A 26,233-nucleotide genomic window follows, 5' to 3' on the forward strand; every position below is an offset into this window, starting at 1 on the left:
ACGGGCGATTCCGGTTGCCCCGTCGGTCGTCGGCGACGGCGCTGGCGGGCGGGCCGCCGCCAGGCGGCAGCGGCGAAGCCTTGTGCCGCGCGTGCCGGCGGTACCGGCGGGCGGGAAATACCGGTAAAGTGGGCCTTTTCGCGGTGAAGGGGGCGACGGTGCGGGCGATGGGGAAGAACGCGTGGATGCATCGGGGGCGAAGTGGGCGTCGGACAACGGTGCTTGTCGCTGTTCTGGCACTGCTGCTGGCCGGTTGTGCGCCACCACCCGAACCGATCAGCATCGGCTTCATCGGTGGCAGCTCCGGGCGCGTGGCCGATCTCGGCATTGCCGGTCGTGACGGGGTGCAGCTGGCCGTGGATCTACGCAACCAGGAGGGTGGCGTCGGCGGGCGGGCGGTGCGGCTGCTGGTCCGGGACGACGAGCAGAATCCCGAGGCGGCGGCACGTGCCCTGCGCGAGCTGATCGATCAGGGTGTCGTCGCGGTCGTCGGGCCGATGACCAGTGCCATGGCGATGGCGACGGTGCCGATTGCCAACGAGGCGAAGCTGTTGATGATCAGCCCGACGGTCTCGACCGAAGACCTCAGCGGTCGCGACGACTACTTCTTCCGCGTCGGTTCGTCGAATCATGCCAATGCCGCCGAAGTCGCGCGTCGCCATCTGCAGCGCAAGCCGGGCCAGCGGCGCATGGCGGTGGCCTACGACGTCGGTAACCGGGCCTACAGCGAGACCTGGCTCGGCGGCTTCCGGGCCACCTTCGAGGGCGGTGGCGGGCAGTTGCTGAAGACGATCGCTTTCGAATCGGGTGGCGAGAAGTCGTTGCGGCAGCTCGCCGAGGAGCTGTTGAGCAGTGGCGCCGACGGCATCCTGATCGTCGCCAATTCGGTCGACACGGCCCTGTTGTGCCAGCAGATCCGCAAGCTGGGCAGCGGCCTGCCGATCCTTGCCGCCGAATGGGCCGCCACCGAGCGCCTGCTGGAACTTGGCGGCAGGGCTGTCGAGGGGCTGATGGTTGGCCAGAACTTCAACCGCAGCAGCGAGGAGCCGCGCTACCTGGCTTTTCGCGAAGCCTACAGCGAACGTTTCCACCGCGAGCCGGGCTTCGGCGGTACGCTCGCCTTCGACGCCGCCAATGTGCTGCTCGAGGCGCTGGCGCGACGCCAGGGCGAACAGAGCGTCAAGGAGGCGCTGTTGAGTGTCCGCCGCTTTGACGGTCTGCAGGCGCCGATTGTTTTCGACGATTTCGGCGACGTGCAGTTGGGCGTGTTCATGACCGTGGTGCGCGACGGGCGTCTGGCGGTCGTGGACTAGGAGCAGGCGTGGCGCGACCTCTCTGGCAATGGCTGGCGTGGCGCTTCATCGTCGCCGGCGTGCTGCCGCTGCTACTGGTTGCCGCGCTGCTGCTGCAGGTCCTCCTGCCGCAGGTGATCGCCGGGATCGAGGCGCGGCATGAGGTTCTTGCCCGCGCCATCGCCGGCCAGGTCGAGGAGTACCTGCGCGGTGCCGCGCGGGAAATGTCCGCCCTGGCAGCTCATGTCGGATCGGGCGGCTGGCCGCAGCGACAGCGGTTGCAGGCGCTTCTCGATGCCCACGGCAGCTCCGGCGCCGTTTTCGAGGCGCTTTACGTCGCTGCCGCCGACGATTCCGTGCTGGCCGTTGCCCTACCGCCTCGGCAACAGGTGCAGCGCGACGATCTGGTCGGCGTCGACCTCTCGCGCTGGAGCGTCCTGCACGAGGCACGCAGCCGGCAGGCACAGGTCTGGTCAGAGGTCTTCCTCTCGGTGGTCAGCGCACGGCTGGCGGTCAGCCTGGCGATCCCGGTCGGTGACCACGTGTTGATCGGTGAAGTGGCGATCGACCGCCTCTCGGAGTTTCTCGGCGGCCTGCCGACGGAAACGGGCATGCTGACCATGGTTCTCGATCGTCGCGGCCAGATCATTGCGCATTCACAGAGCCGTCTCGGCGGTCAGCAGGTCAATCTCGGTCACCTGCCGATCGTCGACGAAGCGCTGCGTGGACGCTTCGAGCGGCACGATCTCGAACTCGACGGCGAACAATTCATGGCGGCTCTGGTCAGCATACCGAGACTGGGGTGGACAGTGCTCGTGGCGCAACCACGGACCGATGCCCTGCGACCGTTCCGGGCCAGCCTCTGGATGCTCGCCGCCGGCGTGTTGCTGGCGCTGCTGCTGGCCAGCGGCGCCAGCCTGCTGCTTGCCCGCCGCAGCGCGCAGCGCATCGGTCGCTACACCGACCAGACACACGCCATTGCCGACGGCGATTACGGTCGCCCCTGGCCGCTGCTGAAGATCAGGGAGCTCGACCGTCTGGCTGCCGATCTCGATCGCATGTCGCAGGCGATCCGCCAGCGCGAGCTGGAGTTGCGCGCCAGTGAGGCACGCTTCCGCGACCTTTCGCAACTGGCTTCCGACTGGTTCTGGGAGCAGGACGAGCAGTTCCGCTTCACCTACCTGTCCTTCGGCACCGCGATGTCGGCGCTCGAGCGGACCGGGATCAACCTGCGGCAGGCTCTTGGCAGGACGCGCTGGGAGCTGCCGAGCGGCCTGATGGCGTCGGAATGGCAGGAACATCGGGCTCTCCTTGAGGCACATCAGCCGTTTCGCGACTTCGAGTACCGACTGCGCTCCGAATCCGGGTCGTGGCATTGGTTTTCGGTCAATGGGCAGCCGCTGTTCGACGACGCCGGGCGCTTCGTCGGCTATCGTGGGACGGCGCGCGACATCACGCAGCGCAACCGGGCGGACGAGGCCGTGCGGCAGGCCAACCTCGTGGTCGAGAACAGCCCGGCGGTCGTCTTTCGCTGGCGAGCGGAAGCCGGTTGGCCGACCGTCTTCGTTTCCGACAACGTCAGGCAGTTCGGCTATACGGCCGCCGATCTGCTCGATGGATCGATACCTTTCGCAATGCTGATCCATCGCGACGATGTCGAGCGCGTCACCCGGGAACTGGCGGAACATGAGCGACAAGGCTGCGATCACTTCAGCCAGGAATACCGCATCGTCGCCCGGAACGGTTCGATCCACTGGGTTGATGACCGGACGGCGGCCGAACGCAACGAAGACGGTGAAATTGGCCATTACCAGGGAATCGTCATCGATATCAGCGAACGCAAGCGTGCCGAGGAAGAACTGCACAGGCTGAACCGACAACTGCGGATGATCAGCGACTGCAACCAGGCGCTGATTCGCGCCAGCGACGAGAAGGACTTGTTGGATACGCTCTGCGCGATCGTCGTGAACATCGGTGGCTACCGGATGGCGTGGGTCGGTCGTGCGGAGCCCGACGCAGTGCAGCCGCTGCGGCCGCTGGCCTGGGCCGGCCACGAAGTGGGCCATCTCGAGCAAGGAACTGTGAATTGCGCCGCTGGCGAGGCTGGACCAGGCGCCGCGGGACACCTCAGGCCTGATGGTGAGGCTCTGGTCATCAAGGACCTGGCGAGCGATCCGCGGTTCGCGCCCTGGCGGGAGCAGGCGCGCGAGCGTGGCTATGCCGCCCTGTGTGCGCTGCCGTTGCATGCCGGCGGCGAGGACTTCGGCTCGCTGATCATCTACGCTGCGGTCGTCGGCGCATTCGACGCAGCGGAAGTTGCGCTGCTCGGCGAACTGGCGGGCGACCTGTCGTTCGGCATCTCGGTGCTGCGCACACGTGGCGAGCGTGATCGGGCCGATGCCGCGCTGCGTGACAGCGAGGCGCGCTACCGCCTGCTTTTCGACAGCAATCCGCACCCGATGTGGGTGTTCGACACCGAAACCCTGGCTTTCCTGACCGTCAACCAGGCGGCGATCGCGGCCTATGGTTACTCGCGCGCCGAATTCCTCAACATGAGCATTCTCGACCTCGGTGCCGACGAGCGGACGCCGCTGCTTGCCGAGGACATCGTCGCCGTCGAGGAGGTCGGTGACTACACCGGCTTCTGGCGCCACCGGCGCAAGAATGGCGAACTGATCGATGTCGAGATCGTGTCGCACGCCCTGTCCTACGAGGGGCGGCGGGCTGAACTCGTGCTGGCCAACGACATCACCGAGCGCCGGCGATCGGAGCGTGCGCTGCTGGCCAGCGAGATGAAATACCGCGAGCTGGTCGAGAACGCGAACAGCATCATCCTGCGCTGGAATCCAGCGGGCGAGATCACCTTCATCAATGAGTACGGGCTGCAGTTCTTCGGCTATACCGAGGACGAACTGATCGGGCACCATGTCGTCGGCACGATCGTCCCGGTGGCCGCGCTTGATGGCGAGGAACTGCTGCCGATGATGGAGCGCATCTGCCAGCGGCCGGAGGCGTTCGCCCACAACGTCAACGAGAACATGCGCCGCAACGGCGAGCGGGTCTGGGTTTCCTGGACGAACCGGGCCGTGTTCAACGACTGGGGACAGGTGGTCGAGGTCTTCAGTGTCGGTACCGACGTCACCGAGCAGAAGAGGGCCGAGGCGGCAGTTCGCGAGAGTGAGGAGCGTTTCGCCAAAGCGTTCCACTCGAGTCCGGCGCCGATGGCGATCAGTGCCATCGACACGGGCCGCTACCACGACGTGAACGAGCAACTGCAGCGCATGCTGTGCTACTCGCGAGCGGAGCTGATTGGCAGCAGTTCGGTGGAACTGGGAATCTGGGCGGATGCCGGGGCACGCGAGCAGATGGTCGCGCAGTTGCGTGCGCAGGGTGCCTGCCGCGAGTTGCCGACGCGTTTTCGCACACAGACCGGCGATATCCGCGAAGCGCTTTATTCGGGGGAGATCATCCGCCTTGGCGAGCAGGATGTTCTGCTGTCGTTGATCTTCGACATCACCGACCGCAAGCGGGCCGAAGAAGAGCTGCAGCGTCATCGGGAGCACCTCGAGGAGTTGGTCAGCGAACGGACGCGCGAGCTGCGCCAGGCGATGGAACAACTCCTGCAGACCGAGAAGCTGGCGGCCCTGGGCAATCTGGTGGCCGGCGTTGCGCACGAACTGAACACGCCGCTGGGCAACAGTCGCGTCGTTGCCAGCCTGCTGGCCGAGGAGTTGCGGGGCTTCGCCGCGGCGGTCGACTCGGGCAGCCTGCGCCGCTCGCAGGTCGACCGCTTTCTCGGCCGAGGTCGCGAGGCCGTCGAGCTCCTGGAGCGCAACAGCGCCCGCGCCGCCGATCTGATCGGTCACTTCAAGCAGGTGGCGGTGGACCAGAGCAGCGCCCGCCGCCGGGTCTTCGATCTGCGGCAGACGGTCGAGGAAATGCTGAGCGCGCTGCGCCTGAGCTTCAAGCACAGCCCGCACCGGATCGATGTCGATATCCCCGCCGGACTGCTGCTGGACAGCTACCCGGGGCCGCTCGAGCAGGTGATCGCCAACCTCGTCAGCAACGCGGTCAGCCATGGCCTGGCCGACATCGCGGGCGGGCGGATCCTGCTGCAGGCGACTGCCGTCGGCGAGACGCAGGTGCTGCTGTGCTGTCGCGACGACGGCGTCGGCATGCCGTCAGCGACGCTGAAGCGTATCTTCGAACCCTTCTTCACGACACGGCTCGGCCAGGGTGGCAGTGGCCTTGGACTGTACATCGCCTACAATCTGGTCACCGGCGTCCTCGGCGGAACGATCGAGGTGGAAAGCACGCCCGGCGTGGGCAGCAGTTTTACGCTCAATCTGCCACGCAGAGCCCCTGAGCGGGGGGTGGCCGAGTGAGACGGTGAGCAGCGCGGGCAGCGCTGGCTGCGCGGTGGTGCCGCGCCCACCGGTTGCGGCCTTGTCCCCGCCTGGTCGCCGCCGGCACAGCGTCGGCGGCATTCACGTCATAGGCACGGTGCTCTTGTCGCAGCCTGATCCGTTGCTGCCGATGCTGCCAGCTTTCCGTCGCAGCGCACTGGCGGCGCGTTTTGCGTGACAGCTCTCGGGCGCCGGCGCGACGGCGCCCGAGAGCAGGGCGGCTGCGTCGCGCGCGGCCGCGCCGGTGGCTGGCGAGCGGGTTCGGCGGAAGAATGTTCGCTCCTTTCCGGCGCTCCCGCCGAGAAGTGTCAAGCGGCTCTTGCGCTGGCCGGCCTTGCCGCAGCGCAGCTGCGGCGGCGCTTGGCGGCGGGTGACGGCAATGTGGGCCGGTGCTCGTTTCTGTTAAGCTCGAAGGAGTGAAGCGGTGGGGTTGCCGAGCATTCCGTCGGCGACGCCCAGGTGAGGAACCCTGCGATCGGTAGCGATGTTCAACAATCTGAGAAAGTATGTCGCTGCCTACCTGGTGGCGGCCGGTGGGCTTTTCCTGACCTGTCTCTCGTCGTGGAACGTTCGGCAGGAACTGCAGGCCAGCCACTTCAAGGAGTTCGAATGGGCGGCCGGAGACCGCATCCAGTCGGTGCGGGCGGTCGCCGAACAGGCGCTGGACGCCCTGCTCGAAATACGCGGGCTGTTCTATGCGGCACACGGTATCGATGAAAAGGAGTTCCTGCTGTTCACTGATTCGGTGCTCAAGCGGCACTCGTACATCGAGGGGCTTCTCTGGGCGCCGCTGCTGACCTCGTCGCGGCAGCCGCTGCCGGCGACGGCGCCGGGTGCGAGGTCGGCACGGGGTGCGGACAGCGCGGCAGCGTCGCCCGTGCCCATCGAGCAACTGCGCCTGCCGGTTCTGTTGTCGGCTTCGCGCAAGGCGCCGATAGCGACGCCAGGGGTTGACCTCAACGAGAAGGGCGAGCTGGCCGAGCTTTTCCGGCGGGCGCGGGCGAGCGGCCAGGTGGCGGTGAGCGGCCGCATGCGGCTGGAGCGCCCGGGCGAGAAGGTGGCGCACGTCATCTACGCCGCCCTGCCGGTCTATGCGCCGGGTCAGCCGCGGCGTGCTGCCGAGCCGGCCGATCCGCTGGGCTTCGTCATCGGTGTGTACGACATCGAGGAACTGGTGCATGTCGCGATCAGTCTGCTCGAGCCGCGCGGAGTCGAGGTGCTGGTGCGTGACGCTTCGGCCGAGGGCGAAGCACAGTTTCTCCATTTCTATGCCAGCCGGCTGGAGCCGCGCGCGGTCGCTGCCGCCAGCGGGCTGCTGCCGGAAGCGGACGAGGAACAACCGCGAATGGTGGTGACGATTCCCGTTGGTGATCGCAAGTGGACGGTGACCTGCGTTGCCACGCATACCTTCCGCAGTGCCGAGGCCTTCACCAAGGCGCACTGGTCGGTCCTGGTCGGCGGTCTGGTGTGTACGGCACTGCTCGGCCTCTACCTGGTGCGCAGTCGCCGCGAGCTCGACAACCGGATCCAGCTGACGCAGACGATCTACGAGCGCGAGGAACTCTTCCGCCAGCTTGCGGAGACGGTGGATGTCGTCTTCTGGGCGATCAGCCCCGACGCGGCACGACTGGAGTACATCGGTCCGGCGTTCAGGAAGATTGCCGGTCCGGAAGCGAGACTCGACGATCCCGCCGCGGCAGTCCTGTTCGACGTCTTCGCTCCCGACGATCGTGCCAGGCTGGTCGACGCGATCAGCCAGTTGCGGCGCGAGGGAGGGCATTTCAGCATCGTGTTGCCGCTCACGGGTGGCGATCATGCATTGCGCTGGCTGCGTGTCTGTGGATTTCCGGTGTGTGAGCCAGGTGTCGAGTTGGTCCGCATCGTCGGCTTTCTCGAGGACATCACCGAGCACAAGCTGGCCGAGGATGCGCTGCGCGACTCGGAGGCCAGGTTGCGCACGCTCTTCAACCACTCGCCCGACCTCATCTTCACCGTCGACGGCGAGGCCAACATCCTGCTCAGCAACCGGCCCTGGCCCCACCCCGCAGGCGCCGCGGGTGAGAAGCGCTCGCCGCTGATCCTGCCGCCCGAGGTGCGTCCTGGCTATCTGCAGCGACTGCGGCACGTCTTTGCCAGCGGACGGATCGAGCACCTGCAGTATCGCTCCAGCGGCGATACGTGGTGGGAGGTCCGGATGGTCCCGATCAGCTCGGCGACGACGGTGAAGGCAGCGATGGTGGTGATCAGCGACATCACCGAAAACCGCAAGCTGCAGTGGCAGGCGATCCGCAGCTCGCGGCTGGCTTCACTGGGCGTGCTGTCGGCCGGCATCGCACACGAGATCAACAATCCCAATCATGCGATCCTGGCCAATGCCGGGTTGCTGGCACGCATCTGGAACGATGCCTTGCCGATTCTCGACGAGTATGAGGAGGAGCAGGGAGACTTCCTGCTCGCCGGGCTCGGCTTTGCCCAGGCACGGCAGACGATCACCCGCGGCATGAACGACATCGCCGAGAACGCCAAGCGGATCCAGAAGATCGTCGACAATCTCAAGCATCTGGGCAAGCAGGATCGCGGCCACATGGACGAACTGGCGGACGTCGGCAGGATCCTGCAAGCCGTCGCGACTCTCCTCGATACGCGGATCAGGAAATGTACCGACTGCTTCACCCTGGACCTGCCGGATCCGTTGCCGCTGGTGCGAGGGAACGTACAGCAACTCGAACAGGTGTTCATCAACATCATCGTCAATGCGCTCGAGTCGCTGCCGGATCGCAGCCGTGCGGTCCGGGTCTCGGCGACGGCCAACCCGGCCGAAGGCCGGCTGATCGTCGAGGTGGCGGACCAGGGGAAGGGAATTCCCGAGGATGTGATGGCGCAGCTCGGCGAGCCTTTCTTCACCACCAAGGCGGAGAGTGGCGGCACCGGTCTCGGACTGTCGATCTCGTCGTCGATCGTCGAGAAGCATGGGGGTGGGCTGCGATTCGAGTCGAACACCGACCTCGGGACGACGGTGAGCGTCGATCTGCCGATTGCCAGGGAGGAATGAATGAAGGAGAAACCGTTTGCCAGCCTGCCGGTCTTCCTCGTCGATGACGAGGAGTCCGTCCTGCACGCCACCGCCGCCGTCCTGCGCAGTGCTGGCGTGACCCGGGTCGAGATGGTGGGCGACAGCCGCGAATTGCTGCCGGCCCTCGAGGTGCAGCCGGCGAGCGCCGTACTGCTCGATCTCTCGATGCCGCATGTCAGCGGCAGCAAGCTGCTGCCGGATATCGTGCACCTCTACCCCGAGGTCCCGGTGATCGTCATGACTGCCGCGCTGGATGTCGAGACTGCGGTCAGCAGCATGAAGGAGGGAGCGTTCGACTACCTCGTCAAGCCGGTCGAGGAAAGCCGGCTGGTGGCGAGCGTGCGGCATGCCCTGGAAGTGCACTCGCTGCGTCGGCAGATGGGGGTGCTCAAACGCTACCTGCTTTCGGACTGCCTGCAGAACAACGAAGCGTTCGCCGGCATCGTCACCAACAGCCGCAAGATGAGGGCGCTCTTCCAGTACCTCGAGGCGGTCGCCGGGACCGCGGAGCCGGTGCTGATTTGCGGCGAGACCGGTGCCGGCAAGGAGATGTTCGCGCACGCACTGCACAAGCTCAGCGGCCTTGGCGGCCAGTTCGTACAGGTCAACGTGGCCGGTCTCGACGATACCCTGTTCTCGGACACACTGTTCGGTCACCGGAAGGGCGCCTTCACCGGCGCCGACCAGTCGCGCGCCGGACTCATCGCCCAGGCTGCCGGCGGGACGCTGTTCCTCGACGAGATTGGCGACCTGTCGATGGCGTCGCAGGTGAAGTTGTTGCGACTGCTGCAGGAGCACATGTACTTCCCGCTCGGCTCGGACGTCGCACGGCCGAGCGACGCGCGCGTGGTCTGCGCCACCAACTGCAACCTGGCACAGATGATGCGCCAGAACCGCTTTCGCTCGGATCTCTTCTTCCGCCTCTCGGTGCATCAGGTCGAGGTGCCGCCGCTGCGGCAGCGCAAGGAAGACATCCCCTTGCTGCTGCAGCACTTCCTCGACGAGGCGGCGGCACTGATCCGCAAGCCTGCTCCGGAACCGTCGAACGAGCTCATCACGCTGCTTTCGAACCATCATTTTCCCGGCAATGTCCGCGAGCTGCGGGCGATGGTCTTCAATGCGATGGCCCTGCATCGCGGTGGACCGATCCTGGCGATGGACAGCTTCCGTCAAGCCATCCAGAAGCAGCAGAAGGCTGGCGCCGAGAATCCGCCGAGTGACGCCGCGAGCGAAATGCCGATCGTCATTCCCGGCCGCTTTCCGACGCTCGACGAAGTCGAGGAGGCACTGGTCGCGGAAGCGCTCAAGCGGGCGAAGGGAAACCAGGGGGTTGCCGCGACCCTGCTCGGCCTTTCCCGGCCGGCGCTCAACCGGCGCCTGGCCCGGCGCGCGACGCGAGTCGAGTCCTGAACGCCCGTCGGCGTCTGCCGACGGGCGACTTCCCCAGGTGACACCGGCGCATGCGAGCGCTTCGCATTGCCGGTGCGGCGCCCGCGGCAGCCAATCCGCAGCCAACCGGCGATGGCGTCCGCGTGTCCGGCTGCCGCCGGGGGGGTGTGCGCTGTCGACATTGCGAACATCTTTTTGCACGGTTGCGCAACTTTCTGGAAGAAAACGATAAACCCTCCAGGATGATGCCATGCGAGTGAATGGCCGTGCATTCCGTTACACCCCCTGGGCGAGCCCGCGGAATACCCGGGATATCATCTAACGATATGGTTTAATGGAAAACCGCGCGCCTTTCCCGGATTGGCATGGATCGTGCTTTCGCAGAGACTCGGCGCCTGTCGGGTGCGAGGGAATCCAAGACAACAATTACATAGGGCCGCTGCATGAGCACATTGCTGATCCTGACGATCTTGACGGTCGCCATCGTCCTCTTCTTTGACTACACCAACGGCTTTCATGATGCGGCGAACATCGTCGCGACGATCATCGCATCGCGCGCCATGACGCCGATCCAGGCGGTCATCATCGTCGGTACCTTCGAGTTTCTCGGCCCGCTGCTGGGCGGGACCGCGGTTGCCAACACGATCGGCAAGTTCGTCACCCTCGGGGACGTGCAGGCCGTTCTGTCGTTGGCCATCCTGATCAGCGGACTGGTCGGCGCCATCGTCTGGAACCTTGGTACGTGGTACTTCGGCATCCCTTCCTCTTCCTCGCACGCACTCGTCGGCGGCCTGATCGGCGCCGTTGTCGTCTCGGCAGGAGTCGACAACGTCGTCTGGGGATTCTCGCAGATGATGCATGGTCAGCTGACGGGCATCATGAAGGTGCTCGCCAGCCTGGTCCTGTCGCCGATCATCGGCTTCTGGGCGGGATTCCTGATGTTGCGCCTGCTGAACATCCTTCTGTTCACCGCCACGCCATCGGCCAACAAGGGTCTGCGTTACGCGCAGTTTGTCACCGCCGCCGGGCTCGCCTTCTCGCACGGTGCCAACGACGCACAGAAGAGCATGGGAATGCTGACCCTGGCGCTGCTGCTGGGCGGCTTCATCCCGAGCTTCGAGGTGCCGTTCTGGGTGATGCTGGCTTGCGCCGTCGCGATCACTCTCGGCATCCTCTCCGGTGGCTGGCGGATCGTTCGCACCCTCGGCTTTGCCATCTATCGCGTACGCCCGATTCACGCGCTGAGCTCGCAACTGACCTCGGCGGTCGTGATCCTCACCGCATCGGTGATCGGGGCACCGGTGTCCACGACGCACGTCGTCTCGACGTCGATCATGGGCATTGGTGCGTCGGAGCGACCGAAAGCAGTTCGCTGGAAGAAGGCCAAGGATATCGGCATCACCTGGCTGATCACGATTCCGGGCTCGGCCCTGGTTGCCATCCAGACTTTCGCCATCGTCAACCTCTTTCTCCTAAAGGCCTGAACATGTCCAACGCCGCCGCTACCGCCTCAACCTCGCTCACCCGCCGCATCCTGCACCGTGTCTTTCCGAAGGTACCCAACTTCTTTGCGCTGCTCGCCGAACAGAGTGCGCAGGTGGGCCACAGCGCAGCTCTGCTCGTGGACTACATGGGCTCCGGCACCTCCGAAGTCGCAAAGCGGATCGTCGATGCCGAGTACGAGGGGGATCGACTCAAGGTGCGCAACCTGACACTGCTCAACGAGGCTTTCTCGACACCGATCGACCGCGAGGATCTGCACCGGGCGATCATCAACCTCGACGAGATCATCAACAGCTGCAAGACGATCGTCGTCGAGATGGACTCGGACGTTCTGGCGCTGAAGGCCGACAAGTATTGCCTGGAGATGGCAGTCTGCCTGAAGGATGGCGCCGAGGCCGTGGCGGCGGGCTACGGCCGCCTGGCGAGCGACCCGAAGGCGGGCCGCGCCGATGCCGAGAAATCCGACAGGGCGGTTCGCAGTCTGACGCGCACCCACCGTCGTGCTCTCGCCGAACTGTTCAACGACGACGACTTCCGCAACATCTTCCGTCGCAAGGAAATCTACAATCAGCTGCTGCGCGCCGGAGATCGTCTCAACATCTGCAACAGCACGCTGCTCGACATCGTCGTCAAGCTCTGCTGATCCCCGCCAACGCCTCACCTGGACGCGCACGGAGCAGGCAGCACCGTGCGCGCTCCGCCACACGCAGCCAGGCGCGGTGATCCGCCTGGCTCCGCTCCGCGTCTCCGGACATTCCTCTCCTGCGTTCGCCTGTCCGGTGCGCGCGGCTTCGGTCGTGCCCGCCATGACCGCTCGGCGCTCTGCCGGAGGTGTAACCTTTGCAGTCATCGCCGACCCCCGAGGCGGTTCACCAAGAATCTGATTTGGCAACGGAAATCGACTGCCGTCGAGTCCAGATGGGAGTTCTGTCGCTCATTTTGTTGCACCGGGTAGAACTCGTCGGGAAGGCTGCGAGCGACACCGGAGAGCCTGTTTTTTCGCGTTTCTGTGTGTGCTGTACTGCCTGGCACGGCTTGTGCTTCATCAGCTTGACGAGACCTTGCAGCGCCACCCAGCGAAAGCAGCGGGTGCACCTCGTGCTGCCGTGGCTGCAATGCCAGTTCATTTCTCAGGAGCTTGAAGATGGGCATGGAAACCGAACTCAATCTTTCACTGACGCCCGGCGTTGCCAGCCGCCTCGCCCGACATCGTCTGCTGACCGATGCCAAGCCGATTCGTGAGCGGGTGGTCAAGACCTACTACGACACCCCCGACCAGCGTCTGCGCCGGGAGCGGGTGGTCGTTGGCTACCGCAAGCAGGGGCGCCAATGGCTGTCGTCGGTGAAACGCGTGAGTCCAGCGGAAGGGCTGAGCGCCGGACGTCGCCATTGGGTGACGAGCGGCAGCCTCGGCGACCTGGACTTCTCGCATGTAGACGATGGCTCGCTGCGCGAATGGCTCGAGTCCTTGCGCGAAGAACTGCGACCCGCGTTCACGACGAGCTTCACACGCAGCGCGTGGGTGCTCGAGCCGCGCGACGGCGTGCGCATCGAACTGGCACTCGATCGCGGCTGGATCGAGGCGGAGGGCCGGCGGCAGCCGATCTGTGAGGTTGGCCTCGAACTGCTTGCGGGCGGTGTTGCCGACCTCTTCTCGACCGCCGGCGAGCTGCAGGCCGAGCTTGCGCTGCATCCGGAGCCAGCGAGCAAGTTCCAGCGGGGTTACGGCGTGCTTGCCGACCAGGAGTTGCAGGTCGTCAAGGCAGCGCCAGTGGAGACCGACGCCGCCATGACCGTGACCGCCGGCTTTCGCACGATCGCGCTGGCTTGCCTCAAGCACCTGCAGAGCAACGAGAAGGGTGTCTGCGAGAGCGACAACCCGGAGTTCGTCCACCAGGCGCGGGTTGCCATCCGTCGGCTGCGTTCGGCCATTCGCGTCTGGAAGCCACGACTGCCGATGGCTTTCGTGGCCGACTTCGATCCGCTCTGGCAGGCGCTGGCGAGGCAGCTCGGCGAAACGCGAAACTGGGACGTCTTTCTTGCCGAGACCCTGCCGACGATCGTTGCAGCGTTCCCTGCATGCCCGCAGGCCGCCGAGCTGGCGCACTACGCCGGCCGCCGCTGTGCAGTCAGTCGTCAGGTTGCGGCCAGCACGCTGGGTTCGGGCGAGTATTCGCGCCTCCTGCTCGACTTCACCGCAGCCGTTCTCGCATTGCCCGAGCGCGAAGGTCGCCGGCTGGAAGTCTTTGCTCCCAGGTGCCTGGACAAGAGGGCGCGGAAAGTCTGGCAACTCGCGCAGGAAGCGCTGACCAGCGACGCGACCGCGCGTCATCGTCTGCGTGTGGCGTACAAGCGACTGCGCTATGCGCTCGAGTTCTTCGCGCCGCTGTTTCCCGGCGAGCTGCTGCGCAACTACCACCTCTCGGCCAGCGGTCTGCAGGAGATGCTCGGCCAGCTCAACGATCTGGCGGTGGCGCGTGAGCTGATCGATGAGGCGCTCCCCGGCGATCCGGGGGATCGCATCCGGTGCTGGCTGGAGACGCGCAGTGATGGTCTGCTGCCGCAGCTCGAGGGGCTGCTTGGTGAGTTCTACGGGCAGCGGGTTCCCTGGCAACCGCATTCCTGACCGGTGGCAGGGCGGCGGGGGCAAGTCCCCCGCTCTGTGGAGCACGGTGTCGTGAGTATGGAGCGCAGGCGCTGCGGGTGACCGGAGTTGGCAGGCTGCCCTGGCATCCCGAAGGCAAGAAGAGACAGGTGAATTCAGTGACGATGATCGAAATGACGGCGGTGGTGCGCAGAGCGAGACCGAGTTCCCCCGGCCGGAAACTGTCCGGTCTGTTCAGCACGATCGAGCAACAGGCGCTGACGGTGGTCAGGCTGGCCGGAGCGGCGGAGGACGTCCTGCACGGACGGGAGTCTGCGCACTCGCTGCGGCTGTTCGAGCTCGATCAGCGCCGCGAGGAGCTCTGGTATCGCAGTCGCAGTGCCATCGCTGCGCTTGCCGACCAGTGGCACGGCCTTGAGGACGTCGCCTGGACGATGGAAAGTCTCGACCGCGCTGCCGCTGGGCTGTTTCGCAGCGCCACGGTTCGCCACGCCGGCCAGCCCGGCGGCGACGGGTTGCTGGCCCGGATGCTGCGTCAGATCCGGCGCGAAGGCGAGACTCTGCAGGAAGGCTACGCCGGGCTCGCGCGCGGCTGGCCGTCCGCGCAGTTCGATGCCGACGATGCCCAGGGCAGCAGGAATCCCCTTGGCAGCTATCGCGGGCTGGCTTTGCTGGAACTGCTGTCGCCGGCGGCCGCAGGTGCGCCGTCCGCGCCGGCGGAACAACCGCTGCCGATGCACGGGCCACACGTCGGCGCGGGCGCATCCTGGCTCACGCCGATGCATGCGGCGCTGAGCGACGTCGTTCGCGAGCTGGCTGGCGCCGCGGAAATTCTGTTGCGCCTTTCGCAGCGACTGGCCGACGGAGGCACCGGCTTCAGGCTCGGCGACGCGGGCCTGGCTCGGTCGTGAACCCGGCTTCTGCCGCGGTCTGAGCGCAGCGCCATCCTCTCCGCAGGTGCCAGCGACCACCTCAGGCAGGCAGACGCAGATCACGTACAAGCAGCTTCATTTTTTTGTTCAGGAGAAGTAATCATGGAGACTCAGGTTCGAGTGGCAGGGCGGTCCGCCGTCTCGACGTCGATCGGAACCACTCTTGACGGTTATCTCGACGGCGTAGCCGATGCGAGCATGATCTTCAGGTCAGCGGTAGACGCCTACCTGCGTGAGGGTTCCGAGAGAGCCTGCTGGCAGCTCGCGCGACGGATTGCCGATATCGTGCGCACGCTCGACGACATGCAGCAGACGCTGGAGATGCGTCACGCTGCGCAGTCGCCACGCAGTGTCGGTTCAGCCATGACCGAGCCGCTGACCGGCCTGAGCCGCCTGTTGAAGGACATGAAACGTCAGATCACCGGTTTCGCCATCGAGTGCGGGTTTACCCGTTGCGGCCGGCGTGTGCCGTCACCTCTGATTGCCGACGTGCAGGAACTGACCGACGAGGTCTGCGCCGCCATCGACGTCCTGGTCGAGGCCAGCCGCTCCGGCCCGCAGGGCTGGCCGCAGCCAGTGGCGGATGCGGACAGCCGCACTGTGGGCTGGCATGAAGCGCGGGCGGACCGCCTGTCCTCAGCCCTCTTGCGCCGGATACTTGCCGACGAGGCGCTCGACGTCAAGGCGCGGCTTCTGCTCGCGCAGTTCGTCGAGGAGATCGATCGACTCGCCGATCAGGCCGAGGGCGTGGCCAGCGCGCTTGCGCTCCGCAGCATGGATGGGAGTGGCAGCGCCGCTGCTGTCGCGCATGCGCATTGATGCGTCGCTCGCTGCTCGCGTGGGCGCGGGCACTCGGCCCACCGCCATCGGCGTTGCCGTTCCGTTGCGTGACCGCAGCCGGCAGCCCGGCTGGGCGATGCGGCAGCGAACAGACTGCTCGGTGGTACTCCAACACCATGCAGAAGGGGGCGTGAGCCTGTGGAATTGACGCTCGCACTCAGGAACGACAAGCTGGTCGGCGACTTCTGGGGCGGACTGGCGGCAATGCTGGTCGCGCTGCCATCGGCGATCGCCTTCGGGGTCACCATCTACGCTGCCATCGGTCCGAGCTACGCTGGCCTGGGCGCGCTGGCGGGGATCCTCGGGGCGACCGCCCTGGGGCTGGTGGCGCCGGCCTTCGGCGGCACCAACCGGCTGATCACGGCGCCATGCGCACCGGCAGCGGCAGTTCTGTCGGCCTTTGCCATCGAACTCGTGCAGCACGGTGTCGCGGCGCCGTCGATCGTCCTCATGCTGACCGCCCTTGGCCTCGTGTCCGGGGTCGTGCAGTTGCTTCTCGGCTTCATGGGCATCGGTAGCCTGATCAAGTACATCCCCTTCCCGGTCGTCAGCGGCTACCTGACCGGCGTCGGACTGATCATCATTGGCAGCCAGATTCCGAAGTTCCTGGGCGCGCCCAGTGGCACCTCGTGGTGGCGGACGTTGATCTCGCCCGAGCTCTGGCAGTGGCAGAGCGCACTGATCGGGCTCGTCACGGCAGGGGTGATGCTCGGTGCGCCGCTGCTCACGCGCGTCGTGCCGGCGGCGATCCTCGGGCTGCTGGCCGGTGTGCTGAGCTATTTCGGCCTGGCCTCGATGGACGAATCGCTGCTGCTGATGGAAGGCAACAAGATGATCATCGGTCCGCTCGGTGGCACGGCCTCGAGCATGCTCGAGGCGATCACCGGCCGCTGGCAGGAAATCGGCGAGCTCAAGCTGAGCCAGATCGGCAGCCTGCTCGGGACAGCCTTCACGCTCGCGGTACTGCTGTCGATCGACACACTGAAGACGGCTGTCGTTCTCGATGCCCTGACGCGGGGTCGCCACGACTCCAACCGGGAACTGGTGGCGCAGGGCCTCGGCAACGTTGCCTCGGCGTGCGCCGGTGGCATGCCGGGCGCCGGGCAGATGGGCGCGACGCTGGTCAATCTGGCGAGTGGTGGCCGGACCCGGGTGTCGGGCGTCGTCGAAGGTGTCCTGTCACTGGTCGCCTTTCTCGCTCTCGGGAGTTTCATCGCCTGGATCCCGGTGGGAGCGCTGGCGGGCATCCTGATCGTCGTCGGCATCCGGATGATCGATCGGCATAGCCTGCACCTGCTCGAGTCGCCATGGACGCTGCTCGACTTCATGGTGATCGTTGCCGTGGTCGTGGTCGCCGTCGGCTACAGCCTGATCGCCGCCTCGGGCGTCGGCATTGCCCTGGCGATGTTCCTCTTCATCCGCGAGCAGCTGAGCAGTACGGTGATCCGTCGCAAGCTCGATGGCGGCAGCCGCTACTCGAAGCGGGTGCGCCTGCGTCACGAAATGGAGTTGCTCGAAGCCCAGGGGCATCAGACGGCTATCCTCGAGTTGCAGGGCAGCCTGTTCTTTGGCACCAAGGATCAGTTGTACACGGCGCTCGAGCCCGAGCTTGCCCGGCGTCGCTTCGTCGTTCTCGACATGCGCCGGGTGCAGTCGGTCGATGTGACCGCCGTGCACCTGCTGAGCCAGATTCGTGACTCGCTGATCGAACGCGATGCCTTCCTGATTTTCAGCAGCCTGTCGCACGTCCTGCCGAACGGACGCAACATCGCCGAGTTCTTCGACCAGATGGAGCTCACCCGGATGACCGAGCATGTCAAGGTGTTCCCCGAACTCGACGACGCGATCGAGTGGATCGAAGACCAGATCCTCGGCCAGAGTCCGGCGCAGGATCCGACCGTGGCGGCGCTGGAACTCAACGACCTCGAACTCTTCCGCGACCACAAGGAAGAGACGCTGATCGATCTCGAGGCCTGTCTCGAACGGCGGACGATCGACAAGGGTGGCAAGGTGTACGCCTTTGGCGATCCGGGCAACGAGCTCTACCTCATCCGCAGGGGTGCGGTTCGCATCACGCTGCCGGCCAACGGCGAGGCGTCGGGTCACCACGCGCTGACCTATGGCCGTGGCGACTTCTTCGGCGGCATGGCGTTCCTGTCGCAGATGACCCGCTTCAACGACGCCACTGCGCTCGAGGAGACCGAGCTCTTCGTATTGCAGCGCGAACAGTTCGAGAAGCTGCGGGAAGAGCACAAGCGCCTGGCCTGCCATCTGGTGGAGGCGGTTGCCAAGGTTCTGGCCCTGCGCCTGCGCTACTCGGACAAGGAACTGATGGCCATGCAGGAGTAGCTCCGGGGTGTGCCGGAGATCGTCCTGCGGCTGCTGCCGTACCGACGATCCCGTCGGCGGGATGCCGGCGCGGGTCCGCTGCCGCGCGGGCCCGCCGCGGCGAAGTGCTGCTATCGCTCCGGAATCGGCGATCGGTGGTCGATTTCGGGTATCATCAGGCGCGCGCCGCGGGGACGGGATGGCGGCCACCCCCTGGGAGAGAATGAATGTTCCAGCATATCCTGCTGCCGACTGACGGCAGTCAACTGTCACGCGACACCGCTGAACGCGCGGTGTCTTTTGCCAAGGCGGCCAATGCAACGATCACCGCCCTCTATGCCAAGCCACTGGGCAACACCGACAACATCGGTGACCTGGTGGAGCCAGCCGTCCTCGATCACCTGGTGGCGGGTTCCGACGGCAAGTCGAAGGAGTATCTCGGCTTCATCAGGAAGCTGTGCAAGGAGGCGGGGGTCGAATGCACGACGCTTTCGGTGGCCAGCGACTCGCCCTGGGAGGCGATCGTCAACGTCGCCGAGGACAACGATTGCGACCTGATATTCATGTCCAAGCATGGCCGCGGTGGCCTGACATCGCTGTTGCTCGGCAGCGAGACCTACCGCGTGCTGACCCATTCGAGCATTCCGGTTCTGGTCTACCGCCCGCCCGAGGTCGACGCGAGCCGCCGCAAGGCCAAGGAGAAGGCCCGGGAGAAGGAACGGAAAAGGGCCTGATCGGAGCGGCAGCCGGGTCCGGCCGCCGTTTTCGGGAACTGCCAGGGAGCGGCGCCGCCGAGTCTGCGGAGAAGTTCCGGCGCGCCGCCAGCAGGCGCGCTGCCCGGGCAAATCCGTGCTGACCCCCCTTTACTGGCAGCAGGCGTCCGCCGAGCTGGCGCTGGCCGATCCGGTTCTCGGCAGTCTCGTCGAGCGCTTCGCCGGCATGGCACTGGTTTCGCGCGGTGATCCCTTCGTCACGCTGCTGCGCTCGATCGTCGGCCAGCAGATCTCGGTCAAGGCGGCCGACAGCGTCTGGGCGCGCCTGCAGGCGGCGGTGCCGGAACTAACGCCGGAAAGCGTTCTCGCCAGCACGCGCGACGGCTTGCGCGGCTGCGGCCTGTCGGCGCGCAAGGCCGAGTACGTCATCGACCTTGCCCGGCACTTCGCCAGCGGGCAGATCGACGTCAGCCAGTGGTCGCGGATGGGCGACGGCGAACTGGTGGCCGAGCTGACGAGGGTTCGCGGCATCGGCGTATGGACCGCCGAGATGTTCCTGATCTTCAACCAGTTGCGACCGGATGTCCTGCCGCTCGACGATCTCGGACTGCAGCGCGCGGTGGCGATCCACTATTACGCCGGCGAACGGCCGCCGCGGCGGGTGCTCGTCGAGCATGGCGAGCGCTGGCGTCCGTGGCGCTCGGTCGCCACCTGGTATCTCTGGCGCAGCCTCGACCCGCTGCCGGTCGAGTACTGAGGCGCCGCCATCGGCCGGCTGGCCGCAGCGGCGGCAGCTTCCCCGGCGGCCGGCAGGCGTGCAGCGCTGGCAACGCTTCAACCACTGTTGCGCAGGCCGGCGGCGATGCCGTTGATCGTCAGGTGAATCGCCCGCTTGACGTGTTCGTCCTCGCTGCCGGCGCGCAGGCGCTTGATCAACTCGATCTGCAGGTGATTCAGCGGATCGAGGTAGGGGAAGCGGTGGCGGATCGAGCGCGCGAGCAAGGGGTTGTCGGCGAGCAGTCGGCTTTGCCCGCTGATCGCCAGCAATCCGTCGACCGTGGCCTGCCACTCGGCCTGCAGGCGGGGGAAGATGGCCGCGCGCAGGGCCGGGTCGCCGACCAGCTCGGCGTAGCGCGCGGCGATCGCGAGGTCGCTCTTGGCCAGCACCATGTCCATGTTCGACAGCAGGGTGCGGAAGAAGGGCCACTCGCGATACATCTGCTGCAGCACCTGCAGGCCATCCGCATGCGCCGCGAGGAAGTCGCGCAGCGCGCTGCCGAAGCCGTACCAGCCGGGCAGCAAGCGGCACTGCGCCCAACTGAAAACCCACGGGATCGCCCGCAGATCCTCGATGGCGGTCGACTTCCGGCGCGAGGCCGGCCGGCTGCCGAGGTTCAGATGCGCGATCTCGGAGATCACCGTCGATTCCCAGAAGTAGCGTTCGAAGCCTGCGGTCTCGTAGACCAGTGAGCGATAGGCGCGGTGCGCCGACTGCGACAGCGCTTCCATCGTCTCGAGATAGTGCGCGCGTGGCGCGGCGTCGGGCGGGGCGAGCAGGGTGGCTTCGAGAACGGCGGCGGCGACGATCTCCAGGTTGCGCCGGCCGAGCTCGGGATTCGAGTACTTGCTGGCGATCACCTCACCCTGTTCGGTGACCCGCAGCCGGCCCTGCACGGCGCCGCCGGGCTGGGCGAGGATGGCCTGGTAACTCGGGCCGCCGCCGCGGCCCACCGAGCCGCCGCGGCCATGGAAAAGGCGCAGCTTGACCCCGTGCCGCGCGAAGACCTCGACGAGGGCGATCTCTGCCTTGTACAGTTCCCATCCCGAGGTCAGGAAGCCGCCATCCTTGTTGCTGTCGGAGTAGCCGAGCATGATCTCCTGCAGGTCGCCGCGGCTGCGCAGCAACTGGCGGTAGGTGGGCAGCGACAGCAGTTCGTCCATGATACGCGGGCAGTTGCGCAGATCCGGAATGGTCTCGAACAAGGGAACGATGTTCACCGCCAGGGTCTGTGCTGACGGCAGCAGCAGGCCGCATTCCTTCAGCAGCAGGGCCACTTCCAGCAGGTCGGAGACGCCGTCGGTCTTGGCGATGATGTAGTTCTCGATCGCCTCGGCACCGTAGGCCTGCTGCGCGGCCGCGGCGGTACGGAAGATCTCGAGTTCATCGCGCGTCTCCTCGGAGTACTCCAGGTGTGCCGAGGCGAGCGGCCGTGCCGAGCCGATCTCCGCCAGCAGCAGAGCGACGCGCCCGGCTTCGTCACGTTCGCGGTAGGCGGTGCCCGGCATCGCCGTTTCCAGCAGTTCGCCGACGACGCGTTCGTGCACCTCCGAGTTCTGCCGCAGATCGAGCGACGCCAGGTGGAAGCCGAAGACTCGCGCCGCACGCCGCAACTCGCGCAGGCGGCCGCGTGCCAGCAGCGCCGAACCGTTGGCGACCAGCGAGCGGTGGAGGATGTCGAGCTCGCCGGCGTATTCGTCGGCGTCGGCGTAGGGCGCCGCTTCGCCAACCGCGTGTCGCTCCGGCTCGACGCCGTCGAGGCGGCGCGCCGTCGCCGCCAGGCGTGCATAGACACCGGTCAGCGCGCGTCGGTACGGTTCGTCGGCGCGGGCGACGGAAGAGTCCGGCGAGCGCGCGGCCAGTCCCTGCAGCGCTTCGGAGACGCTGATCAGGCCGTCGGCGAGCGACAGCTCGGCGCCGAGGGCGTGCACCTCGTCGAGATGGAAGCGCAGCGCGCGCACCGATTGCAGACGCAGCGTTTCGCGCGTCACCTCTGCCGTGACGAAGGGATTGCCGTCACGGTCGCCGCCGATCCAGCTTCCCAGGCGCATGAATGCCGGCAGTTCGGCGTTGCGCAGTCCGGCGTGCGTTGTCGCCAGATGATCCTCGAGCCAGTCATAGAGGCGCGGCAACTGGCGCAGGAATGTGTAGTCGTAGTACGACAGTCCGTTGATCACTTCGTCGAGGACCAGCAAGCGCGTGTTGCGCAGCATGCGCGTCTGCCAGAGTCCGAGAACGGCGCGCCGCAGTCCCTCGTCGAGTGCGTCCTGTTCCTCGGGGGTGGGTTGGCAGCGGTCTCGCTGTTGCAGCAGGTCGGCGATCTCGCGCTGGGCGTTTAGCGTGCTCTTGCGCTGCACCTCGGTCGGGTGCGCGGTGAGCACCGGCACGATCGACGCCGCATCGAAGAAGCTGCGCAGCCGTGCCGCATCGATGCCTGCCATTTCGGCACGTTGCAGCGCGTGCGCGAGGCTGCCCTCGTGCGCTGGCGATTGGGCGATCAGGTGGGCGCGTGAACGACGGATGTGATGCTGGTCCTCGGCGATGTTCGCCAGGTGCGAGAAATAGCTGAACGCGCGGACGATGGTCTGCGTCTGCTGGCGCGAGAGGCTGTCGAGAATTGCCGTCAGCTCCTGGCGAGCGCTGCTGTCATCGTCACGATGGAAGCGGATGGCGCTGACGCGGATGCGTTCGACCAGCTCGAAGTTCGCCTCGCCCTCCTGCGCGCGCAGCGTGTCGCCAAGGATGCGGCCGAGCAGCCGGATGTCGTCGCGCAGCGGAACATCCTTGTCGATGTTGGGGTCCTCGGGCATCTTCTTCTCCTGTGGTGGTTTCCGTGCTCGCGCTGTCGGCGACCGAAGCACCTCACCGTGACGGAAGGGGAGGGGCCGGACACCGACGACAGGCACATCCTTTCGCTGCTGAACGGCGGCCGACGGGCGCCGCGGAGCATCCAGGGTGCGACTTTACGGTACCTGGCAGCCCCTATCAACGGTCCATCGGCCTTGCAGCGGAGAAGCAGGCGCCGACCTTCGGAGCCTGCGCGCAGGCCGATCAGCGGACGACCCGGTGCCTCGGTCGGACCGGGCTCGGACTGTCGATCGCGCGTGAGCTGGTGCCGTTATCCGGCGGCCGGTTGCGCGCATCCGGCTGTAGCGACGATTCTCCGAGTGATTCTGTCGGATTTTTTTACAGCGGCACCGTGCACGCAGGCTGCAAGCTCATGCAAACAATGCCTTGCAACCGATGGCGCAGATCTTGCTCCGTTCTGGAGGGGGGCGGGGTGCCCGACTCGCGCGAAGGTGCCGGTGGGTTGGTCGCGCGTCCGCTCGACCCGAGCACGCGGCGGCCGTGAGGCAAGCCATGCGGACAACCAGCCTGACAGAGGAGACTACCCGATGCGCACACGTTCATGGCAATCCTGTTTTCTGGCGGCAACCCTGAGCCTGGCTTCCACCCTGGCCTCGGCCACCGTATACACCTACGCCGCGGATCTCGGTCCGGAAGCCCCGGGCGCCACCGGTTCAGGCATCGTCAAGCTGAAGTTCGACGATGCGACCAACGATCTGTCGATCTACGCCGGCTTTGCCGGTCTTTCGGGTGTCACGACGGTCGCGCACATCCACTGCTGTACGGCTGCGGCAGGCACTGGGACGGTCGGCGTGGCAGTGACCCCGGGGACGCTGCCCGGCTTTCCTGGGGGCGTATCGGCGGGAGCCTACTCGGCGCTGATCGACCTCGACCTGGCGACCAGCTTCACCGCCGCGTTCGTCAACAACTTCGGTGGCGGGACCGTTGCCGGCGCGCGCACTGCGCTGTTTGCCGGCCTCGATGCCGGCACGGCGTACTTCAACATCCACACCAACGCTTTCCCGGGTGGCGAGATCCGCGCCTTCCCCGAGCGCGTCCCAGAGCCCGCTTCGCTGCTCCTCGGCGCCATGGGCATCGGAGCGCTGGTGCTGACCCGCTGCGGGCGGCGCCGCCTCTGAGGGCACGCGCAGCCGGGGGCGGCCTCAGCAGTCGATCACCCGGAACTCGACGCGACGGTCGAGGGCGTCGCCGGCATCGTCACTGCCGGTGCCGACGAGGTTCTCACGTGAGCCGACGCCGCTGGCAACCGTGCGTTTGACGAGCAGCGGCTCGGCACTGTCGAGACGGTCCTTGATCGCCTGCGCCCGCAGGACCGACAACCTCTGGTTGATCGGCTCGGGGCCGCTGCGGCTGGTGTGGCCGACGATCTCGAGGCAGGCCCTGTTCTGTGCGCTGCGCCGTGCGATCTGGTTGAGCCACAGGGGGTAGGGGCCGCTGATCTGTGCATCGGCGATGAACTGGGTCGAACCCGGGCGAAAGAGCAACTTCAAGGCGAGCTGGCGATTGGCGAGACCGTAGTCCACCAGCCGGGCAAAGGCCAGGGTCGCTTCGTCACGTCGTTTCAGCTTCCAGGCCGCCAGGTATGCGCCGTTGTGCGCGCGCAGTTGATCACCACCGGCGGTGTTGAGGGCGCGCCGGTAAAGCTCGAGCGATTCGTGGTAGCGACGGCCGTTGTAGGCGTTGCCGGCGTCGTTGAGCAGCGCTGCCACCATGATCCGTGCGGCATAGACCGGATTGATCGGGTCGCCCGCCTTGCTGCCCTGACAGGTCCTGATGTAACCGTCGATCGCCGCGTCGCGGGTCCAGGCGGGGCTGTCGGCGTCGAAGGGCAATGGCGTCGTCTTCACTCCGTCGGGGCTGGCGCGGGCGACGCCCTTGCTGATGACCTTGCCGGTCTTCAGGTCGGCAAGCGCGAGGCAGATGCGGAAGGCATCGCGGTCGCCGGTCGGCTGGCCGGCGGCGTTGTTGATCGGCGTAAAGGTGCCGACAAGCACCAGCGGCTGGCCGGCGAGGTTGCTGCTGCTGAAGGCCTGGACCTCGAGTTGCGGGTAGTCACGACGCACCAGGTCGACGATCCTCTGTTCCATCGACCGGGTGGCGAGCGACTGGCTGCCGGTCACGCCGTCCACCAGCGGGTCGATCAGCAGTGCCAGCCGTTGGCCGCTGGTCGGCGGCAGTGGCACCCTGCTCAACAGCTCATTGGCAGCCTTGAGTACGGCGTTGTCGAAGGCGATCGGCGCAGGCGCGGCGGCTGGCGGCACCGCCGTTTGCGCGACGTCACGTTGCGGTGGCACCTGGCAGGCGATCAGCCCCAGGCTGGCGACTGCGGGCAGCAGCCAGCGGCCGAGCCAGCGCGGCTGACCGGTGATCCGACAGTGAGGGTTCATGTTCTGCACTCCTTCTGAAAGTAGGCCCGCTCGTCGGCACCCAAGGGGTCGCCCAGGCTCTGGCGCTCGAGGAGGTCGCGGCAGCGGGCGGGGCGCGCGGCGGGCTCGGCTGCCCGCCTGGCGGGCCTGCTGATGCTGCTGGCGCCGCCGGCGTCGGCCACCGCGGCAGCCGGTGGCGTCGGTGTCGGGTCGCTGGCCGGTTTCGCCTGGCTGCCGGCGACGGGCGCTGCGCCCGAACTCGTCGCCACCTTGCCGGCGGCTTGACTGTCGCGCCCGGACTCGAAGCCGCCCGTGCTGGCCGGCCCGGGCATGCTGGCGCGACCGCCCGAGTTGGCTGGGGGTGGCGAGTCGCCTGCCCCGGGGGCGCGGGCGGTCTCCGCGGCGGCGATTGTCTGGTCCTGCTTCGGCGTCGGTGCGCTGTCCGCTCCGCTGCCTCCAGCGCGGGACCGCAACCCGCCTGCTGCCGTCGTCGCCGGTGCCGCCGTGCCGGGCCATGGCGAGGCGTCCTTGCCCGACACGGTTGCGTCGCCGCTGCGTGCCGGGGATGCTGCGTCCGGCTCGCTCTGGCCGAGCCAGTACCAGGTGCCGGCGGTCAGCAGGAGGAGGAGCAGGCAGGCAGCAGCGACGGCCAGCAGGCGCGCGCGGCCGCCGCCGCCGGGCGCCCTGGCGCTCGCCGTCGCGGCGACCGGTCTGACGCCTCTTCGGGGTGCGAGGAGCGCTTCGATGCCCGCCACCAGGTGACGGAAGCCGGCCGCTTCGGCGGAACCGTCCCAGTCCACCAGATCGGCTGCCTGGATGCCGCGGAAACCCAGCGGTGGCAGGACGGGCTCGAGGAGTGCCGGTACCAGCTTGCCGCGCATGCGGCCCTCCTCGGCTTCCTCACTGACCCAGGTGCTGGCGAGCGAATCCGTCGACCAGAGAACCACCATGCAGCCCATGTCGTTCAATGCCGACTCGATCACCTGCCGCCAGGTCATTCCGGCCGGGATCTGGCGGTCCCACCAGACGCTGAAGCCGACCGCCTCGAGCTGGCATGCCACTTGGCCGGCCGTCGCCCGGTCTTCGCTGGCATAGCTGAGAAAGATGTCTGCCACCTGCCGTTCCCCCGCATGAGTCCAT

16 protein-coding genes are annotated in these 26,233 nt (G+C 66.8%); 13 read left to right on the forward strand and 3 right to left on the reverse strand.

What is annotated here, in order from left to right:
- Window positions 1-167: 167 nt before the first annotated feature.
- The 12 genes from HT579_11505 (at window position 168) to HT579_11560 (ending at window position 19,838) form a co-directional block, all read left to right on the forward strand.
- Window positions 168-1,313: an ABC transporter substrate-binding protein gene (locus HT579_11505; protein ID QKS31615.1), complete on the forward strand. Its 1,146-nt coding sequence runs from the start codon at window positions 168-170 to the stop codon at window positions 1,311-1,313.
- A gap of 8 nt (window positions 1,314-1,321) precedes the next feature.
- Entirely contained in the window at window positions 1,322-5,677 is a 4,356-nt protein-coding gene (locus tag HT579_11510; GenBank protein QKS29479.1) for a PAS domain S-box protein, read from the forward strand.
- 505 nt (window positions 5,678-6,182) lie between these two features.
- On the forward strand, window positions 6,183-8,750 hold the full coding sequence (locus HT579_11515; GenBank protein QKS29480.1) for a CHASE domain-containing protein: 2,568 nt from the start codon (window positions 6,183-6,185) through the stop codon (window positions 8,748-8,750).
- Complete coding sequence (locus HT579_11520; GenBank protein QKS29481.1) at window positions 8,751-10,181, forward strand: sigma-54-dependent Fis family transcriptional regulator; 1,431 nt, start codon at window positions 8,751-8,753, stop codon at window positions 10,179-10,181.
- 422 nt (window positions 10,182-10,603) lie between these two features.
- Window positions 10,604-11,644: an inorganic phosphate transporter gene (locus HT579_11525; protein ID QKS29482.1), complete on the forward strand. Its 1,041-nt coding sequence runs from the start codon at window positions 10,604-10,606 to the stop codon at window positions 11,642-11,644.
- Between the two features lie 2 nt (window positions 11,645-11,646).
- On the forward strand, window positions 11,647-12,306 hold the full coding sequence (locus HT579_11530) for a DUF47 family protein (protein QKS29483.1): 660 nt from the start codon (window positions 11,647-11,649) through the stop codon (window positions 12,304-12,306).
- A gap of 501 nt (window positions 12,307-12,807) precedes the next feature.
- Window positions 12,808-14,289, forward strand: a complete 1,482-nt coding sequence (locus HT579_11535; protein ID QKS29484.1) for a CHAD domain-containing protein — start codon at window positions 12,808-12,810, stop codon at window positions 14,287-14,289.
- Between the two features lie 128 nt (window positions 14,290-14,417).
- Window positions 14,418-15,179, forward strand: coding sequence for a hypothetical protein (locus HT579_11540; GenBank protein QKS29485.1), 762 nt, complete (start codon window positions 14,418-14,420; stop codon window positions 15,177-15,179).
- Between the two features lie 123 nt (window positions 15,180-15,302).
- On the forward strand, window positions 15,303-16,019 hold the full coding sequence (locus HT579_11545) for a hypothetical protein (GenBank protein QKS29486.1): 717 nt from the start codon (window positions 15,303-15,305) through the stop codon (window positions 16,017-16,019).
- A 225-nt stretch (window positions 16,020-16,244) separates the two neighbouring features.
- Window positions 16,245-18,389 carry an SLC26A/SulP transporter family protein gene (locus tag HT579_11550; protein QKS31616.1) on the forward strand — a complete coding sequence of 715 codons (2,145 nt, stop codon included), beginning with the start codon at window positions 16,245-16,247 and terminating at the stop codon, window positions 18,387-18,389.
- A 206-nt stretch (window positions 18,390-18,595) separates the two neighbouring features.
- Entirely contained in the window at window positions 18,596-19,102 is a 507-nt protein-coding gene (locus HT579_11555) for a universal stress protein (protein QKS29487.1), read from the forward strand.
- A 118-nt stretch (window positions 19,103-19,220) separates the two neighbouring features.
- Complete coding sequence (locus HT579_11560; GenBank protein QKS31617.1) at window positions 19,221-19,838, forward strand: DNA-3-methyladenine glycosylase 2 family protein; 618 nt, start codon at window positions 19,221-19,223, stop codon at window positions 19,836-19,838.
- 77 nt (window positions 19,839-19,915) lie between these two features.
- Here the strand turns inward: HT579_11560 and ppc are convergent, their stop codons facing one another.
- Window positions 19,916-22,669, reverse strand: a complete 2,754-nt coding sequence (gene ppc, locus HT579_11565; GenBank protein ID QKS29488.1) for a phosphoenolpyruvate carboxylase — start codon at window positions 22,667-22,669, stop codon at window positions 19,916-19,918.
- 585 nt (window positions 22,670-23,254) lie between these two features.
- Between ppc and HT579_11570 the strand changes: the two genes are divergently transcribed.
- Window positions 23,255-23,845 carry a CHRD domain-containing protein gene (locus tag HT579_11570; GenBank protein ID QKS29489.1) on the forward strand — a complete coding sequence of 197 codons (591 nt, stop codon included), beginning with the start codon at window positions 23,255-23,257 and terminating at the stop codon, window positions 23,843-23,845.
- 24 nt (window positions 23,846-23,869) lie between these two features.
- On the opposite strand, the gene HT579_11575 is transcribed toward HT579_11570, so the two are convergent.
- Both HT579_11575 and HT579_11580 read right to left on the reverse strand, forming a co-directional pair.
- The gene (locus HT579_11575; GenBank protein QKS29490.1) at window positions 23,870-25,114 is read right to left on the reverse strand and encodes an OmpA family protein; all 1,245 of its coding nucleotides are present in this window, start codon (window positions 25,112-25,114) and stop codon (window positions 23,870-23,872) included.
- Window positions 25,111-26,208 (reverse strand): toll/interleukin-1 receptor domain-containing protein, encoded by a 1,098-nt coding sequence (locus HT579_11580; GenBank protein ID QKS29491.1) that lies wholly within the window; start codon window positions 26,206-26,208, stop codon window positions 25,111-25,113. The genes HT579_11575 and HT579_11580 overlap by 4 nt, the downstream gene beginning before the upstream one ends.
- Window positions 26,209-26,233 lie beyond the last annotated feature (25 nt).

It is taken from the genome of Candidatus Accumulibacter similis (assembly GCA_013347225.1).
Taxonomy (GTDB): domain Bacteria; phylum Pseudomonadota; class Gammaproteobacteria; order Burkholderiales; family Rhodocyclaceae; genus Accumulibacter; species Accumulibacter similis.

Bases quoted from the DNA above. Each gene is read 5' to 3' on its own strand.
- HT579_11515 (QKS29480.1), top strand. From the start codon at position 6,183: ATGTTCAACAATCTGAGAAAGTATGTCGCTGCCTACCTGGTGGCGGCC.
- HT579_11525 (QKS29482.1), top strand. From the start codon at position 10,604: ATGAGCACATTGCTGATCCTGACGATCTTGACGGTCGCCATCGTCCTC.
- HT579_11570 (QKS29489.1), top strand. From the start codon at position 23,255: ATGCGCACACGTTCATGGCAATCCTGTTTTCTGGCGGCAACCCTGAGC.
- HT579_11545 (QKS29486.1), top strand. From the start codon at position 15,303: ATGGAGACTCAGGTTCGAGTGGCAGGGCGGTCCGCCGTCTCGACGTCG.
- HT579_11530 (QKS29483.1), top strand. From the start codon at position 11,647: ATGTCCAACGCCGCCGCTACCGCCTCAACCTCGCTCACCCGCCGCATC.
- HT579_11505 (QKS31615.1), top strand. From the start codon at position 168: ATGGGGAAGAACGCGTGGATGCATCGGGGGCGAAGTGGGCGTCGGACA.
- ppc (QKS29488.1), bottom strand. From the start codon at position 22,669: ATGCCCGAGGACCCCAACATCGACAAGGATGTTCCGCTGCGCGACGAC.
- HT579_11555 (QKS29487.1), top strand. From the start codon at position 18,596: ATGTTCCAGCATATCCTGCTGCCGACTGACGGCAGTCAACTGTCACGC.
- HT579_11535 (QKS29484.1), top strand. From the start codon at position 12,808: ATGGGCATGGAAACCGAACTCAATCTTTCACTGACGCCCGGCGTTGCC.
- HT579_11550 (QKS31616.1), top strand. From the start codon at position 16,245: ATGCTGGTCGCGCTGCCATCGGCGATCGCCTTCGGGGTCACCATCTAC.
- HT579_11520 (QKS29481.1), top strand. From the start codon at position 8,751: ATGAAGGAGAAACCGTTTGCCAGCCTGCCGGTCTTCCTCGTCGATGAC.
- HT579_11575 (QKS29490.1), bottom strand. From the start codon at position 25,114: ATGAACCCTCACTGTCGGATCACCGGTCAGCCGCGCTGGCTCGGCCGC.